This window comes from Paenibacillus caui (assembly GCF_019904135.1).
In the GTDB taxonomy this organism is placed as follows: domain Bacteria; phylum Bacillota; class Bacilli; order Paenibacillales; family Paenibacillaceae; genus Fontibacillus; species Fontibacillus caui.
In genome coordinates this window covers 146,239-162,967 of sequence record NZ_JAIOGQ010000005.1, presented here as the reverse complement: position 1 = coordinate 162,967, position 16,729 = coordinate 146,239, and the positions used below count along the sequence as shown (strand labels likewise).

General features: G+C 49.3%; 14 protein-coding genes. All 14 read right to left on the bottom strand.

The genetic code is table 11. The features are described from left to right. Positions 1 to 167 precede the first annotated feature (167 nt). Positions 168 to 1,709 (bottom strand): ribonuclease Y, encoded by a 1,542-nt coding sequence (rny, locus tag K7397_RS05010; RefSeq protein WP_223066840.1) that lies wholly within the window; start codon positions 1,707 to 1,709, stop codon positions 168 to 170. A gap of 310 nt (positions 1,710 to 2,019) precedes the next feature. Next, positions 2,020 to 2,805 carry a regulatory protein RecX gene (locus K7397_RS05005; protein ID WP_223066839.1) on the bottom strand — a complete coding sequence of 262 codons (786 nt, stop codon included), beginning with the start codon at positions 2,803 to 2,805 and terminating at the stop codon, positions 2,020 to 2,022. Positions 2,806 to 2,903: 98 nt separating this feature from the next. Further along, the gene (gene recA / locus K7397_RS05000) at positions 2,904 to 3,965 is read right to left on the bottom strand and encodes a recombinase RecA (protein ID WP_223066838.1); all 1,062 of its coding nucleotides are present in this window, start codon (positions 3,963 to 3,965) and stop codon (positions 2,904 to 2,906) included. Positions 3,966 to 4,231: 266 nt separating this feature from the next. Continuing rightward, positions 4,232 to 5,494, bottom strand: a complete 1,263-nt coding sequence (locus tag K7397_RS04995; protein ID WP_223066837.1) for a competence/damage-inducible protein A — start codon at positions 5,492 to 5,494, stop codon at positions 4,232 to 4,234. Positions 5,495 to 5,561: 67 nt separating this feature from the next. Beyond that, the gene (gene pgsA / locus K7397_RS04990; RefSeq protein ID WP_223066836.1) at positions 5,562 to 6,140 is read right to left on the bottom strand and encodes a CDP-diacylglycerol--glycerol-3-phosphate 3-phosphatidyltransferase; all 579 of its coding nucleotides are present in this window, start codon (positions 6,138 to 6,140) and stop codon (positions 5,562 to 5,564) included. Positions 6,141 to 6,352: 212 nt separating this feature from the next. Next, the gene (locus tag K7397_RS04985; protein ID WP_223066835.1) at positions 6,353 to 6,844 is read right to left on the bottom strand and encodes a YajQ family cyclic di-GMP-binding protein; all 492 of its coding nucleotides are present in this window, start codon (positions 6,842 to 6,844) and stop codon (positions 6,353 to 6,355) included. Positions 6,845 to 7,024: 180 nt separating this feature from the next. After that, a complete protein-coding gene (locus K7397_RS04980; RefSeq protein WP_223066834.1) occupies positions 7,025 to 7,984 on the bottom strand; it encodes a RodZ domain-containing protein in 960 nt (319 codons plus the stop codon). 41 nt (positions 7,985 to 8,025) lie between these two features. Continuing rightward, positions 8,026 to 8,793 carry a DUF3388 domain-containing protein gene (locus K7397_RS04975; protein WP_223066833.1) on the bottom strand — a complete coding sequence of 256 codons (768 nt, stop codon included), beginning with the start codon at positions 8,791 to 8,793 and terminating at the stop codon, positions 8,026 to 8,028. A gap of 275 nt (positions 8,794 to 9,068) precedes the next feature. Next, a complete protein-coding gene (locus K7397_RS04970; protein WP_223066832.1) occupies positions 9,069 to 9,323 on the bottom strand; it encodes a DUF3243 domain-containing protein in 255 nt (84 codons plus the stop codon). Positions 9,324 to 9,476: 153 nt separating this feature from the next. Further along, complete coding sequence (ymfI, locus tag K7397_RS04965; RefSeq protein WP_223066854.1) at positions 9,477 to 10,205, bottom strand: elongation factor P 5-aminopentanone reductase; 729 nt, start codon at positions 10,203 to 10,205, stop codon at positions 9,477 to 9,479. Positions 10,206 to 10,240: 35 nt separating this feature from the next. After that, the gene (yfmH, locus tag K7397_RS04960; protein WP_223066831.1) at positions 10,241 to 11,524 is read right to left on the bottom strand and encodes an EF-P 5-aminopentanol modification-associated protein YfmH; all 1,284 of its coding nucleotides are present in this window, start codon (positions 11,522 to 11,524) and stop codon (positions 10,241 to 10,243) included. 3 nt (positions 11,525 to 11,527) lie between these two features. Next, entirely contained in the window at positions 11,528 to 12,808 is a 1,281-nt protein-coding gene (gene yfmF / locus K7397_RS04955) for an EF-P 5-aminopentanol modification-associated protein YfmF (protein ID WP_223066830.1), read from the bottom strand. Between the two features lie 125 nt (positions 12,809 to 12,933). Next, positions 12,934 to 13,770, bottom strand: coding sequence for a spore cortex-lytic enzyme (gene sleB / locus K7397_RS04950; protein WP_223066829.1), 837 nt, complete (start codon positions 13,768 to 13,770; stop codon positions 12,934 to 12,936). 245 nt (positions 13,771 to 14,015) lie between these two features. Then, entirely contained in the window at positions 14,016 to 16,688 is a 2,673-nt protein-coding gene (locus K7397_RS04945; protein WP_337926673.1) for an FtsK/SpoIIIE family DNA translocase, read from the bottom strand. Between the last annotated feature and the right edge of the window lie 41 nt (positions 16,689 to 16,729).

Sequence of the window (16,729 nt, the reverse complement as noted above, 5' to 3'; positions counted from 1 at the left end):
CTTGAACAACTCTATTATAACGTTCGCATCAGGTGGTTTTTTGCTATAAGCCTGGACTACACCACCCGCATAGCGGGTGGATTTTTGTTTCGCACGCTTCGCGAGCTCAACTGGCTTAAGCCACTATGAAAAAGCGGCCCAATAGGGCCGCTCGAACCGTATTTCCTTTACTTCGCGTACTCTACCGCACGCGTCTCGCGAATAACCGTGACCTTAATATGTCCCGGGTAATCCAGTTCATTTTCAATCGTCTTCGTAATGTCCCTCGCGAGGCGGAAGCTTTCGGCATCATCAATCTTGTCCGGTTGAACCATGACACGCACTTCACGGCCTGCCTGGATCGCATAAGACTTCTCGACGCCCTCAAACGATTCGGAGATCTCCTCCAGCTTCTCAAGCCGGCGAATATACGTTTCCAACGTTTCGCGGCGCGCTCCCGGACGAGCTGCAGACAACGCATCGGCTGCGCCTACAAGCATCGCGATCACGGAAGTGGCTTCCTCATCGCCATGGTGCGAAGCAATACTGTTGATTACAACAGGATGCTCTTTGTATTTCTTGGCCAGCTCCACTCCGATTTCCACATGGGATCCTTCCACTTCATGGTCCAGCGCTTTACCGATATCATGCAGCAGTCCTGAACGTTTGGCAAGAACGATGTCTTCTCCAAGCTCTCCTGCCATCAGTCCTGCAAGATACGCGACTTCCATGGAGTGCTTCAGCACGTTCTGGCCGTAGCTTGTCCGGAACTTGAGACGTCCCAGAATCTTGATCAAATCCGGGTGCAGACCATGAACGCCTACCTCAAACGTAGCCTGTTCCCCGTATTCCCGAATTCGTTCATCCACCTCACGGCGGGATTTTTCAACCATCTCTTCAATCCGGGCCGGATGAATGCGTCCATCCGCTACCAGCTTCTCAAGAGCGTTACGGGCAATTTCGCGGCGAATCGGATCGAATCCGGAGAGGATGACCGCTTCAGGCGTATCATCAATAATAAGATCAATACCCGTGAGCGTTTCAAGTGCGCGGATATTCCGTCCCTCACGTCCGATAATCCGGCCTTTCATTTCTTCGTTAGGCAATGTAACAACCGATACGGTCGTTTCCGCAACGTGATCGGCTGCACAGCGCTGAATAGCCAGCGTAATAATTTCGCGGGATTTCTTATCCGCTTCTTCCTTCGCCTGCTGTTCAATATCTTTGATCATCTGAGCGGTTTCATGGCGAACTTCCTGCTCCACATTGTTCAGGATGATGGTTCGGGCATCCTCCATCGTAAGATTCGAAATCCGCTCCAGCTCGGCTAGCTGTTTCTTGTACAGCAGTTCGATTTGCTGCTGTGTTTCTTCAATTCTCTTCTCCTTGCCGGCCATCTGTTCTTCTTTGCGTTCTAACGATTCCAGTTTCTTATCCAGCGACTCTTCTTTTTGCAACAATCGTCTTTCTTGTCGTTGGCATTCATTCCGACGTTCACGAATGTCTTTATCAGCTTCAGTCCGGAGTCTGTGAATCTCATCTTTAGCCTCCAGAACTGTTTCTTTCTTCAGTGCTTCTGCTTCTTTCCTCGCATTGTCCACAATCTGGAGCGCGGCTTCTTCTGCACTGGAAATTTTAGCTTCTGCAAGAGATTTGCGGATAAAATATCCGATCCCGAACCCAAAGAATAGTGCGGCGACAACGAGAATGATCGAGAGCCAAACGGGCATATCTTTCACCTCCTCGTTGTTTTCTCCAAGGTATTCCTTGGGAGTGTGCAGTTGTCAAATTACGTTTCACATAATCATCATGCAAAGAATCGATATAAACATGCCGATTCAATAAGCTGCACATGCTGCTTCATGCGCGTTCGACGTATCCCGTCGGCCAGTCTGGCCACCCTCGGTAACGTGCGATAAGAATCTTTATAGAGGTCACATTTTTGGAATGAAAAAGAGACTTCTGTCTATACTGATTCTTGTTCATTTTATTATTCAGTCAAAGAAATTGTCAAGCGATGACACGTTGCAACGTCCATTATTACATCCACGTTTCAAAATCTTCTTCATCCGGATCCAGGCTTTCGCTAACATTCAAATTTCTGACAACTCGGGATGCGACAGCCCCGCTGTACCCGCGCCGGATCAAAAAAGCGGCAATCTTGCGTTTATGATCAGCCTTGTTCCCGGATAAGCGGCTTAAGCGTTTCTCGGCCAGCTGCCTGGCGGTCTCAAATTCTTCCGCTTCACTGACATTGCCGAGCGCAGCCTCAATGTAAGGCTTGGAGATGCCCTTCCGGCGCAGTTCCTGTCTGATCCATAGCTTTCCTTTTCCATGGTTTTGAACGCGCTGCTGAGTCCATTCTAGCGCGTACTGCGCATCATCGATCAGGCCCTCGCACTTCAGCCGGTCTGTTATCTCTTCAATCAGGCTTTCTTCCCAGCCCTTTTCCTTCAATTTGAGAGCAATTTCGTAATTTGTCCGCGGCTTTCGGCTCAGGTAAGCGAGTCCCGCGGCATAAGCCTTCTGCTTCTCATCCCCCTGGACAATCTCAACCAGTTCATCTTTCGTGAAGGCGCTTCCTTTAATCATCCTGTATTTGATCATTACATCTTCATGGACTTCGAGGAAATGCTCGCCAAAGCAAATACGGTAGCGTTGGCGGCTGCCTCGTCCTTTAAGCTGCTTGACGCTTGTAATCTCGAGCTCCAGATGATCCGGAAATGAAGATAGTCCGTTACCTAGGGACTGCTCATACTCCTCCGCCATCCCTGGGTCTTCTTCCCTGTATCCAGGCTCTCTCCAGCGGTTTTGCCATTTCTCCATTCCTTTAACCCCGCTCTTCTATAACTTTGACAATCACCGCAATTTCATACCAAAAAAGCGCTCTGATATGTTAGACCAGAGCGCTTAAAATAAATATCTTATTCTGCTTCGAAAAGCGCTTGCTCTTCCAGCCTGTCGGCCTCTTGTTCCTCCGAGGAAGCGACAGGAACGACTGCAGACAAATTGCTCGATTCACGAATCTTCTGCTCGATCGCATTCGCAACTTCCTTATGCTCTTTCAAAAATTGCTTCGCATTCTCACGGCCCTGTCCCAAACGTTCGCCGCTATAGGAATACCATGCGCCGCTCTTGTCCACGATATCCAGCTCAACTCCGATATCGATGATACTGCCTTCCCTGGAGATCCCTTCACCGTACATAATATCGATTTCCGCTTGCTTGAACGGCGGAGCCACCTTATTCTTCACAATTTTAATCCGTGTACGGTTGCCCACCATATCGTTCCCCATCTTGATGGTTTCGACACGACGGACGTCAAGGCGAACCGTGGAATAGAATTTCAAAGCGCGGCCGCCCGGCGTTGTTTCCGGATTGCCAAACATAACGCCTACTTTCTCGCGCAACTGGTTGATAAAGATCGCAATCGTCTTGGATTTGCTGATGGCCCCCGACAATTTGCGGAGAGCCTGCGACATCAATCTTGCCTGAAGGCCGACGTGAGAGTCACCCATCTCTCCTTCAATTTCCGCTTTAGGCACCAATGCAGCCACCGAGTCAATAACAATGATATCTACAGCGCCGCTCCGCACAAGCGCTTCGGCAATTTCCAACGCCTGCTCGCCCGTATCCGGCTGGGAAAGAAGCAGTTCATCAATATTTACGCCGAGCTTGCCCGCATAAGATGGATCAAGAGCATGCTCCGCATCAATAAAAGCGGCTTGTCCGCCAATCTTCTGAACTTCTGCGATAGCATGAAGCGCTACAGTCGTTTTACCGGAAGACTCCGGTCCGTATACTTCAATAATCCGCCCGCGCGGAAACCCTCCTGTACCAAGTGCGATATCTAATGCCAAAGATCCGCTGGGAACAATTTCCACCTGCATATGTGTGGATTCCCCGAGCTTCATAATAGAACCTTTACCGAATTGCTTTTCTATTTGACGAAGCGCCATTTCAAGCGCTGCACGACGATCTGACAATCAGCTCACATCCTTATAAGAATAAATATCTCTAACTGTTCTTACTAGTGCAATTATACCTTGTTTTGGAGCGTTTGCCAAGCATTTTTCGAACATACATTCGTTTTTTTACCTATCACTCTCCTCTGAAGTGAATGATCAAGTATACCCTCCAATAAAAAAGAACCGCAGCGAACTTGACAAGAAGTTGCTGCGGTTCTTCCGCTAAAAACCATTATAAACCATAATTCACCGAATGGCAAAATGAATGATTGCGGGTGTAAAATCTAAACGCCTGTGCGCTCGTTCAGCCGTCTCCACAGGTGATACAAAATCGTTTTGGCCGACCGTGTCCGGATCGCTTCCCGATTGCCTTTAAGATTCAGCTTGAAGGTTGCGGTCTGCCCTCCACGTTCTGACAATCCGATGTAGACTAGTCCCACCGGCTTTCGCTCGGAGAAGCCAGGGCCTGCAACTCCAGTAACCGACAAGCCAAAATCCGCGTCCATAATCATCCGGACCTGCTCTGCAAGCACCGCTGCAGTTTCCTGGCTTACGGCTCCCGGGGCCTCTTCTCCCTCCAGAAGGTCATGGGGCACATTCAGCAGCTTCTCCTTCATTTCATTGGAGTAGCAAACAATTCCGCCTTTAAATGCAGCAGAACTGCCAGGAATCGAAGTTAAATTCTGCATCAGCAGGCCCCCTGTGCAGCTTTCGGCTACGCCCACGGTAAGACCATGCAAGGTCATCATATCGATGATCACTTTCTCGATCGGCACATCCTCGCTTGCATAAAGATGTTCAGGCAGTCTGTCCCGGATTGTCGCTTCGAGCGCGTCCAGTCTCTCCATCGCTTCTTGAGCGGATGCCGCTTTCGTCGAAATGCGCACCGTCACTTCGCTTTCCTTCGCATAAGGGGCAAGAGTAGGATCGGTCTGGCCCTCGATCAGGTCCAACAGCTCCGTCTCCAGCGCCGATTCGCCGATTCCGGCAAATTTAAGCATCTTGGAGTAAAGTGGCTTTTCCTCGGTCAGAATATGCTGCATGATCCATGTTTTTGCCTCTTCTTCGAACATGGGAATCATTTCTTTGGGAGGTCCGGGCAGAAGTATGTAAAATTTGCCGTCTTCGGACAGCGCATTGCCAATGGCAAGGCCGGTCCGGTTTGGCAGCGGAGCCGCTCCGTCAATGGAAAGCGCCTGGCGCTTGTTATTGTCTGTCATAGGCCGGGAACGGTCTTTGAAAAACTGCTCCACATGATCCATCGCCAGACGGTCAATGTGCAGGGAACGCCCCAGCACAGCTGCTACCGCATCCTTGGTCAGATCATCCTGGGTAGGTCCAAGTCCGCCGGTAAATAGCAGAATATCCGCCCGGTCCTGCGCCGTTTTGATCGCCTGCTGCAATCGATCCATGTTATCGCCCACCACTGTTTGAAAAAAGGTGTCAATTCCGAGCGCCGCCAATTCCTGAGATAGATACCGGGCGTTACTGTTCACAATTTGCCCGAGCAATAACTCGGTTCCAACGGCAATAATCTCTGCTTTCAACTGTGTCAGTCCCCTTCACTGCAATAATATTCAATTCATATTCAACGATTTTTATAGACAGGTACACTTAGGACAAGGAAAGAATTTTTTTGTTCTTCACAAAATAATCAATTCCAGAGTAGATCGTTATGATAGCGGCAAGCCAGATTGCAATATCGTCGAACGGGATATGCATCCATTCGAACGGAAAATTGTTAAGCATAAGTGCGCTGATGGCCACAATTTGCGTAAATGTCTTAGCTTTTCCCCACTTGCTGGCCGCAATAACGGAACCGTCCAGAAGGGCGACCTCGCGAAGCCCGGTTACCGCGAACTCGCGGCTGATAATAACGACGGCGATCCAAGCATCACATTTGCCCAATGCTACCAGCGAAATGAGGACGGCTGCGACAAGCAGCTTGTCAGCGAGCGGGTCCAGCAGCTTGCCCAGATTGGTCACCATATTGTTCTTGCGGGCCAGATATCCGTCAATCCCGTCCGTACTTGCCGCAACAATAAACAATATAGCTGCAATCAGTTGATTTACGGGCAAGCTGTAAACTCCCCATTGCATCGTATAAAAATGCTTTTCGTCGATAAGAAGAAAAACGAGCATCAACGGTATCAAAAAAATACGGGATAATGTGATTTTATTAGGCAAGTTCACAGATAAACCTCCCCGCAGGTAGTCCGATTTCTTTTCTGCTGCCTTTCCAGAATTGTCAATATGTCGTTCACGACGTTTCCCCCATTGGATGTCAGACTAGATGAACCAGATATATCCTAATAAGTATATTATACGTCACAGGCAAGAGTCAAAGAGCAGGAGGCCTCCTAAAAGCGTGTATCAGGGCTTGGCAAGGAGGCTATGTACCCGCATTATTTATAATTCGCAAACTGAAGATCGAGCGGAATGTCCGAGTTGCGCAATAATGCTATGACCGATTGCAGGTCATCCCGGCTTTTTCCGGTTACCCGAATTTGATCGCCCTGAATCTGACTTTTAACCTTCAGCTTGGAATCGCGGATCAGCACATTAATTTTTTTGGCGGTGTCCTGATCGATTCCCTGTTTCAGCTTCACACGCTGACGGACGGTTCCCATCGAAGCGGGCTCGATTTTGCCGTAATCCAGATTTTTGATCGGCAGCCCGCGTTTGATCATTTTGGATTGCAAAATGTCAAGTACCGCTCCCAGCTTGTAATCGTCATCCGCTACAACAACGAGAGCATCCTTTTCCAAAGTCAGGCTGCATTTGCTGCCCTTAAAATCAAAACGCGTCTCAATTTCGCGCTCTGTCTGATGAATCGCATTATTCAGCTCCTGCATGTCCACTTTGGAGACAATATCAAATGAATTTTCGGAAGCCATAGAATCACATTCCTTTTCTCTGAATTGGTTCTTTTATTATAGAAAAAACAGTCACTTAAGTCCATTTTCCAAAGCCTCAAGTTGCCGAGTAACGACGGATAACGCAAAATCAGGCGCCCTTCGCCTAAAGCGAAAGAGCACCTGATCTTTAAACAAATACGGTTATTCCAACTCCAGCCATTACGGCGTGGTCGTCTCGCTGCTCGAGCTGTCTCCGGCACCTGCCAGATTAAGCTGAATTTTGGATGTATTCCGGCCGTCCTCTACGGTTTGTCCCCCGACGGTGATTACCGTCTTGGAGGAAGCGCCCGATTTAATGAACAGCCCTTGGCTATCCAGATCGTAAGTGAGTACGTCGCCTTCTTTAGTGTTGTCAAAGAAAAGCTTTTCACCGCTGCTGTCTCCACGGCGCACTTCCACCCAGCTTTGGCCGGAAGCATTGATTTGAACCTGCACCGGGGCATTGTCAGGACTTTGCACATCGAACACTGCGGCACTGCCTTTTCTGCCGTTTTCCGTAACAGTCACTCCGTCCGTCACAGGCGGCAGGGAGCTGCTATTTATCTCGTCACCCGAAGCGGATGGCGAAGGAGACGCTGATTCCGTTCCACCTGACTCACTCGGATTAGCCGATGCCCCGCTGCCGGATGGCTCAGGGCTCGCTTCCGCACTGCCTCCAGGCACGGCCGTCTGATTCGCCGCGCTCCCACTGGTTACCGGAGTCGGGTCAGCAGTCTTATTGTTATCGCCCTTGTTGCTATTTATGACAACCAGATAGATGACAGCCACAATAATGACTGCAAAAGCCCACATCAGAACCGTAGAGAGCCATTTCGAATTATTTTCCGATGCGGGCTTTGTTCTTCGCCGCTGCAGAACCGGCTCCATGACAGGTTCAGGGTCAGGAGAGGGAACATCCTTTTTGTGTTCTGTTAGCAGTTCATCCGAACTGACGCCAACAGCTTCGGCATAGGTTTTGATGAAAGCTCGAACATAGAAGCTTCCGGGAAGGACTTTATAATCACCGGCCTCGATGGCCTCCAAATATCTTTTGCGAATTTTTGTCATTTCCTGTACATCTTCCAGCGTCAAGCCGCGCGCGATCCGCGCTTCTCTCAGTTGCCGGCCCAGATCCGACATACCATCACCTCCTGATCTTTAATATGGGCAAAGCTTCTTGGTTATACATCCTCGTTGTAAACCGTAACAAACGTATCATAAACGATTTCCTCATTCGGATTGTTTCGCAATTCGATAATGATGTCAAAATCGTCATAACTATATTCAGATTCCTGCATAAAAACATCAGGATGCTCAATGACTTTCGTAGACGGCATCTGCATAATGCTCTGAAGGAGCTGGTGGTGCTTTTCATTGGAGCGAAGCGTACTGACAATTCCGTCGATAATAAAAATATTCCCGGGATTGCTTTCATCCTCGGACAGTTGGCTCCGCACTGTTTGTCTTAGCAGAGTGGAGGAAACAAAGGTCCAGCGCTTCATAGCGCATACGCTTCCCGCAATAATGGATTCGGTCTTGCCAACTCTTGGCATACCGCGCAGACCAATAACCTGATGTCCTTCCCTTTTGAATACTTCCCCCAAAAAATCAACAAGCAGCCCGAGCTCATCACGGGTAAAGCGGAACGTCTTCAAATCATCGGAATCACGGTCGATGTAACGGCCATGCCGGACAGCTAATATATCGACAAGCTTGGGATGTCTAAGCGCGGAAACCGTGATACTGCTCACTGTTCTAAGCATTTCTCCAAGAAGCTCGATTTTCCGTTCATCATCCGTTTCCAGCAGCATGCCCCGCGTTTTTCCCTCAACGCCGTTAATGGTCAGTATATTGACTTCCAGCATGCCCAGCATGGAGGCAATATCTCCTAACAGTCCCGGACGGTTCTTATGTATTGTATATTCCAGATACCATTGCTTTTTACTCAAGTCAAACACCCTCTTCTTTCCTTCATGAACCATTCGACAACTCTAAACAGATTTCCTGCTTATTCGATATGGAAATATGCATTATCACGATCATGAACACAGTCAATTTTAATGATATAAAAAATGAAATTGAAAGGCAAGCTTGGGGGAAAATCTGCCTAAAGACATACGAAAAGCTCCCTTTCGGGAGCTCCGCCGCACATAAAACGAACAACCGTTTCAAAGTAAAATCGGTTCGCGTTTCAGACGACCGGATGTGGTGCTCCTGTCGCTGCTCATGCGTATTTTTTGGCTAACTTTACCATGAGGCGGGCGATCGTCTTGCGCTCCTCATCGGTACCGACATCCCAAAGTTCTTTGAGAGTCCGGTTTGATTCGTTCTTCGGATCCACTTTATCGTCAAGGAATCCCCCGATTTCATAGGCCAGATTGGCGATCGTTTCTTCGCTCAGACCGGCGTTCTCCGCATGCTTGACCCGCTCCCCGAGAAACTTTTTCCAGGAGTCGAAATTACTCAGCACCGACGACATGATCATTCCTCCTATCACTTTAGCGAATGAATTTAATCAACAGTCGTAATATGTGATTTCCGGAGGCCGATTATTCAAGCCGTTTATCCAAAAGGTATGGTAAATAACCCCGACTTTATAACTACTACAGGTCCTGTCCTTCCCGCATTCGGACTATGTCAGCCATCCGCCGTTCGGGCTGATAATCTGGCCGGTAATATATCCCGATTCGGGCAAAGCCAAAAAATAAACCAGCGACGATATTTCATCAGCGGTTGCCAGACGTCCTGCCGGGATTTCCTCCTCAAGCTGACGGATTTCCTCAGGTGAAAAGCCCTGCATCATATCGGTATGAACTGCCCCCGGAGCCACCGCATTTACGGTGACGCCGGATGGCGCAAGCTCCTTGGCCAGAGCTTTGGTAAATGCGTTCACTCCGCCTTTCGCTGCGGAATATGCAACTTCACAGGAGGCGCCGGATATCCCCCAGATCGAGGACACGTTAATGATTCTGCCATAGCGCTGGCTGACCATATAGGGCATAAAAATCTGGCTGAACAAAAATACGCCCTTCAAATTGACGTCGATGACTTCATCCCATTCTTCTTCCGTCACATCGCTGAGCATCCCGTACCTGGCAATCCCGGCATTATTGACCAAAATGTCGGGAAACAGGCCATGATCCGCAAGCTTGCTCCGCATTCTCAGGATTTCCTCGCCCTTGCGCAGATCCGCTGAAACGGTAAGCACTCTCGCTCCAAGCTCCATGCAGGTTCTCGCGACCTCATTTGCCGCTTCATGGGATGAGCCGTAATGAATCACAATATTCATGCCGACCGTGGCGAAACGCTCCGCAATTTTAGCGCCGATTCCCCGGCTCGCTCCGGTTACAAGCACGGTCATTTCCCCGATTGTCTTCTCTCTCCCGTTAGCCTGATTCACTTCGGACTCACCACGACCGAAACAGCCAGCTGGTTCCAGTTTGCGTGTTCCCGCAGTCTGTCGTTAACTTCTTCCAGCGTCATCGACTCATACATCTGGATTACAGAAAATAAGTCGCCCCCACGGAAATGATAACGCGTAAATTCATGGGCGATATTTTCAGGCGAATTCATCATTCTGAGGAAGCCGCCGATTTTCTTCTTAACGGCCCGTTCAAAATCCTCACGGCTAAAGCCCGTCTCCGATAATTTGGCTACTTCTTCCTTGATAGTTGCAATTAGCAGATCGGGATCGCGCGTATCTCCGCCAATCGCCGAGAAGGAATAATTCGGGTCGCTGTTATATTCATGCCCGAAGCTGTCCGAGATCAGCTCGAGGTCATAAAGCTTTTGGTACAGCTTTGTACTGGAGCCGAACAGCAAATCGAGCATCAGCTTGGTAACCAGATCGCGCCGTATCAATTGTTCGCCGGTAAAGCCCAAATGGGTATCCTTAAATCCGAACAGGCATTTGGGGAGCGAAACAGGCAGATGCGTAACCTTTTTGGACTCAGCAACCGACTCGGGTTCGTCCTTGAATATCCGTTCAATTTGCCCTTGCGGCGGGTAATTTTTCTTGTTCTGATTGTCGCGAACGAGCGTGAATACCTTCTCTGGATCCACTCCTCCAACGACAAACAGAAGCATATTGCTTGGGTGGTAGAAGGCGTTATAGCATGTATAGAGCGTCTCTTTCGTAATGGTGCCAATCGATTCTACGGTCCCGGCGATGTCGATATGAACCGGGTGTACTTTGTACAAGGCTTCAATTAGCCCAAAATAAACGCGCCAGTCCGGATTGTCCTGATACATGCCGATTTCCTGCCCGATAATGCCTTTTTCTTTCTCCACATTCTGGTCTGTAAAATAAGGGTGCTGCACAAAGTTGACCAACGTTTCCAGGTTTTGATAAACGTGATCCGTCGCCGAAAACAGATAAACCGTCTGGTTAAAGCTTGTAAAAGCATTGGCGGAAGCGCCGTTTGACGCAAAAGTTGAAAAAATATCGCCTTCCGGCTCCTCGAACATTTTATGCTCCAGAAAATGAGCAATCCCGTCGGGAACCTTGATTCCTTCCTGTCCCTCTACCTTGAAATGATTATCGATCGATCCGTATTTAGTTGAAAAGGTGGCATAGGTTTTGGAAAATCCCGGTTTAGGCAGCACATAGACTTCAAGCCCGTTATCCATCTTCTCATGATAGAGCGTTTCCTGCAGTTTGTCGTAAGTAATTTGTTCCACCGGCTATTCCTCCTTCCGGCCCGTCAAAAAATAAATGGTATCCAAATGGAAAGTGTGCGCGGCATCGACCACATCCTGCTTGGTCACAGCTTCCACCTGGGACAGCAGCTCTTCGGCGGGACGATCTTTGCCCGAAAGCACGCGATTGAAATCATAGGCGATCATCTCAAAAGCCGAATCCTGCATTTCACGCAGTTGATTGCGGATCATCGCTTTAGTCTGTGACATTTCGAGATCGCTGATCTCACCCTGCCGGAGACTTTCAAGCTGCTCCTTGATAATCTTCAGCGCCTTTTCGTAATTCGCGATCTCGATTCCCGATTGAATCGTGGTGAGTCCTTTATGACCATCGTACCTGGAAGCCGCATAATAAGCGAGGCTGGCCTTCTCCCGGACGTTGACGAACAGTTTGGAATGCGGATAGCTTCCAAGAATACCGCTATACATCAATGCGGCGGCGTAACGGTCGTCGCCGTAGATGATCGGCGTGCGCAAGCCCATATTCAGCTTGCCCTGATTGATATCGAGCCGCTCGACAACGGTGCGGGCTTCTTTTGGACTGAAATCGCTGCTCTGCGCCCTGTATTCAGGTGAGTTCTTCCGGTCAAGCTTAAAGTTCTTTTGTACAAGGGAAGATACTTCTTCAAGCGTTGTATCCCCAACTACATACAGATCCAGATGCACATCCGTAAGCCACTTGCCATAAGCCTGATACAGGCTTTCTTCCGTAATGGACTCTAGCTCCTCTCTGCGCCCAAGCGGATGAAGACGATAAACGTCATCCTTGAACATTTCCTCAATGCACCGTTCAGCAGCATACCGGATTTTATCGTTGATAATGGATTCGAGCTTCTTGCGGACATTGTCCTTTTCAGCTTTTACGTAGGAGGAACGAAAACCGTTCCTTTCCGTTACCGGGCGGGTAACCGCTTCGCCCAAAAAGGCAAAAGACTGCCCCAGCAAGGAATCCGCCGACTGCACAAAGGAATCGTTAATGGTATCCATGCGGAAATGCACGATTTGATAATCTCCGCGCTTATAAACGTCAAAACCAAAACCGGCTCCGTACATATGTTCAAGCTGTTCACGAAAAAGCGTCGTTTCCGGATATGAAACTGTTCCCCTTCGCAGCACAAACGGCGTAAGGGCTGTAGTTGTAACCGTATCTTCCCTGAGCGGGATACCGGCATACAAGGAGATTGCAAAAGTTTTGAAACGCTTGGTTGGAAGCACATGAATCCGGATTTGGTTCACCTGCCCCCGTTCAAACAAAGTTGTCGTCAAGAGTCAAAACCCCTTTTCAAGAGACTGATATTGCCTGTTTCCTCCAAAATGTAGTTCCATTCTATACCAATCCACAGGAAAGAAGCAACCAAGATGAATCTCGGCTGCCTCCGCTTTAAGGCCTGCTACATGCAGAAAATATGTCTTCCGATGGTTTTAACCTGAGGACGGGTCCAGATCCATTTCGAGGTGGCTGTCTCAGGGTTGAAATAATACAGACACCCTCCCGAAGGATCCCAACCATTCAGCGCTTGGCGGACCGCTTTTTTGGACGACTCGTTTGGCTCAAGCCATATTTGTCCATCGGCGACGGCGGTAAAAGCGCCCGGTTGAAAAATAACGCCCGACACTGTGTTGGGGAAACTCGGAGAGCTTACCCGGTTCAGAATAACGGCAGCCACCGCTACTTGTCCTTCAAACGGTTCGCCACGGGCTTCCCCGTTTACGGCATTAGCCATAATCCTGAGATCGTTATCGGTAAGTCCCATCGGATTGGCCGAATCTAAAGCTTCATTCGTTCTTTCTGGTGCAGCTTTTGCTGTCCTGGCAGCGCCCGCAGTTTGGTTCGGATTCGGATTATACGAAGATGCTTTCGGTCTCCAGTTTTTGGTCGCGTTGTACAGCTTAAGCTTCGTTTTGGAGCCGGCTACCCCGTCAGCCTTCATGCCAAATTTTTTCTGGAAGTTATAAACGGCATTCCGGGTTTCAATGCCGTAGTGACTATCCAGCTTGCCTTTATAAAAACCAAGATATTCCAAACGGCCTTGCAGCTCATATACATCCTGACCGAATGCACCGGTATGCATAACCTGAGAGGTGAATACAGGTTCAGTCAGCTTGTTTTCCGGTTGTGCCTTCTGTTCCGGTGAAGCCGAAGGCTCACGGAAAAATAGCGATCCCAAAACCATACCGATCAGAACAACCATTAAACCGGCTGTAATCCAGTTTCTTGAGTTTATCATACGCTTTAGCTCTACCTTTCTCTGTGATTTAACCAAGTGTGGGTAACATTAGTATGCGAACCGGCTTCCTTTCCTATGCATCTTTTGAACAAGACAACAACGGCAAGTAGCACCGCTACAATACCCGTAAAAGTAAAGGAACTTTTCTGGAATCTAGGCCAACTGCATGACGGTTTTTCATTCCAATCCCGTTCAGCAAAAAACCGTTCCGCCACCGGCGAAACGGTTTGTTACTTACTGTATATTTAGGAACTGATGCGGCTCTGCCGATATTGTTCCATCGACAGCAGCACTTCTCTGGGCTTGCTCCCTTCGTAAGGCCCGACGACCCCTCTCGCTTCCATCGAGTCGATCAGCCGGGCTGCCCGCGTATACCCGACCCGCATTCTGCGCTGCAGCAGCGATACGGACGCCTGTTTGGCTTCCAAAATAATCTGAACGGCCTGGTCGTAGAGTTCATCCAGCACTTCCTCATGCTCCTGCTGGGATTCGTCGACTTCAGGCACAAGGCTTTCGTCGTATTCCGCCTGACCTTGTCCGCTTACATAATGCACAATCGTCTCTACTTCCTGATCGCTCATGAAGGCTCCCTGTACCCGTACCGGCTTAGAAGCTCCCATCGGCATAAACAGCATATCGCCGCGTCCCAGCAGCTTCTCCGCTCCGGCCATATCCAGAATGGTGCGGGAATCCACCTGCGATGACACGCCGAAGGCGATCCGGGAAGGAATGTTCGCCTTGATGACGCCTGTAATGACGTCCACAGAAGGCCGCTGCGTAGCGATAATCAAGTGGATGCCGGCTGCCCGGGCCATTTGGGCAAGTCTGGCAATCGCATCCTCTACGTCACCAGCGGCCACCATCATCAAATCGGCCAGCTCGTCCACAATAACAACGATGTAAGGCAGCAGCGCTTCCGGATTCTCTTTCATCAGTTTGTTATAGCCTTCTATATTGCGCGTTCCCGATTTGGAAAATTTCTCGTACCGCTTCTCCATTTCGACAACGATTTTCTTCAGCGCCAGCGACGCCCGCTTCGGATCGGTAACAACCGGCGTAAGCAAGTGAGGTATGCCATTATAAACATTGAGCTCCACCATTTTCGGGTCGACCATCATGAATTTGACTTCATCCGGCTTGGCTTTAAATAAAATGCTGGTAATAATCCCGTTTATGCATACCGATTTGCCTGATCCGGTCGCTCCGGCGACCAAAAGATGGGGCATCTTGGCCAAGTTGCCTATAATGGTCTGACCCGAAATATCGCGGCCAAACGCTATCGTTAATTTCGATTCCGCTTCCTGAAACGTTGGGGTTTCCATAACTTCGCGCATCGTTACAACCGAAACCTCGTTGTTCGGCACCTCAATACCGATAGCGGACTTCCCCGGAATCGGCGCCTCCATCCGGATATCCTTGGCTGCCAGAGCCAATGCGATATCATCCGTCAGGTTGACAATCCGGCTGACCTTGACCCCGATATCGGGCTGAATTTCATAACGCGTAACAGCCGGACCGCGTACAACCTCAAGCACTCTGGCCCTTACCCCGAAGCTTTCGAGCGTAGCTTCAAGCTTGCGCGCCGTACTCATATAGTCTGCCTGATCGCCAGACTTGCCTCCATTATTTGGCTTGGCCAGCAGCCGGAAGGAAGGAAGCCTGTAGGGTTTTGGCTGCGGCTTAGGCGGCTCTGCTTCGATATTTTCCAAGGATTCGCCCAAAGCATCGGGGGAACTTGCATGCTGCGATCCCGCTAAAGAAGGATCTTCATTGCTCCCTGAAGCAGAACCGTGATCTCCAAGCTCATGCTCGCTAACATTTTCGCTGCTGTCTTTATACAGTTCTCTTGGCTTGTCTTTCGGACCTGCCGCATCTGCTGCTTCTAACGCATCATCAGGCTCTTCGTCCGGGACGCGGTTCTCCGTCTGAATCTGGTCAAAAAAGTCACGAATAATCAGTCTTCTGTCTTCAGGCTGGTCCAAGCGGTCCGCAGCATCGTCCGACTGACCGGTCCCGGTATAACTGACCTCATTCCAGTTTACGGGGCTTCCTGCTACAATAATGTCGTCCGCAGGCTGCTCCTCATCTTCTTCAGGCAGCTGCTTTTCTTTGTTTTTGAAGCCCAGAAGCTGGAAGAATACAGGCGTTTTTGCTTTGGATGAAGGACCTTTATTCTCCGAAACATCCGGATTATGAAAATCATCATCATCGTCTTCGTCATCATCATCCGCTGAAACGGGTTTAGGCTTTCCGCTCTTTTGGCCAGCCGGAACGGCTCTAAACATCCGCCATTTGCGCGAAGCCTGCTCGCCCAAATTCACGATACGGGTTCGAACAATTCTTCCCAGTTCTACAAACGACAAGTTCGTAATAAGCATAAAACTGATTGCAAACATCACAATCAAAATGAGCTTGCTGCCGGTTAGGCCGAAAAGCATGCACAGCAAGGCGAATTGGGCAGCGCCTATGTATCCGCCGCTTATATCCAGATTAAAAATGGAAACAGCTCCGCCATAACCAGGCAGGCTGAGCGCGTGCTGCAGATCGAGGCGGATTTGATTGAATATGTGATTTGGAGTCAGAGCGCTGATGGGAACCAGCTTCAGCTCCATGGCCGAAATGGTGCTCATGAGTGCGAACGAGAGGACGGCAAGCAGGATGCCGCTCTTTCTGCTGCTCCACCTGTTAGGCCAGCGACGATGAATCATGACGGCAAGCCCTACATAAATGCCGACAAGCGGTATCACAAAATAAAATTTCCCCAGCAGCAGAGCAGCCATTTTGGAAAGAGACCTTCCGACTGCCGCTTCTCCGGACAAAGCGATTATGGACAGTGTAATCAGGATGATCCCGTATATTTCATACTTTAATGTTTTGGTTAATGCTGTTTTCTTCTTTTTGCGTCTCTTACCAGCCACAAGGAACACCCCCAGATGAATATTATACCATATTCTCTGGA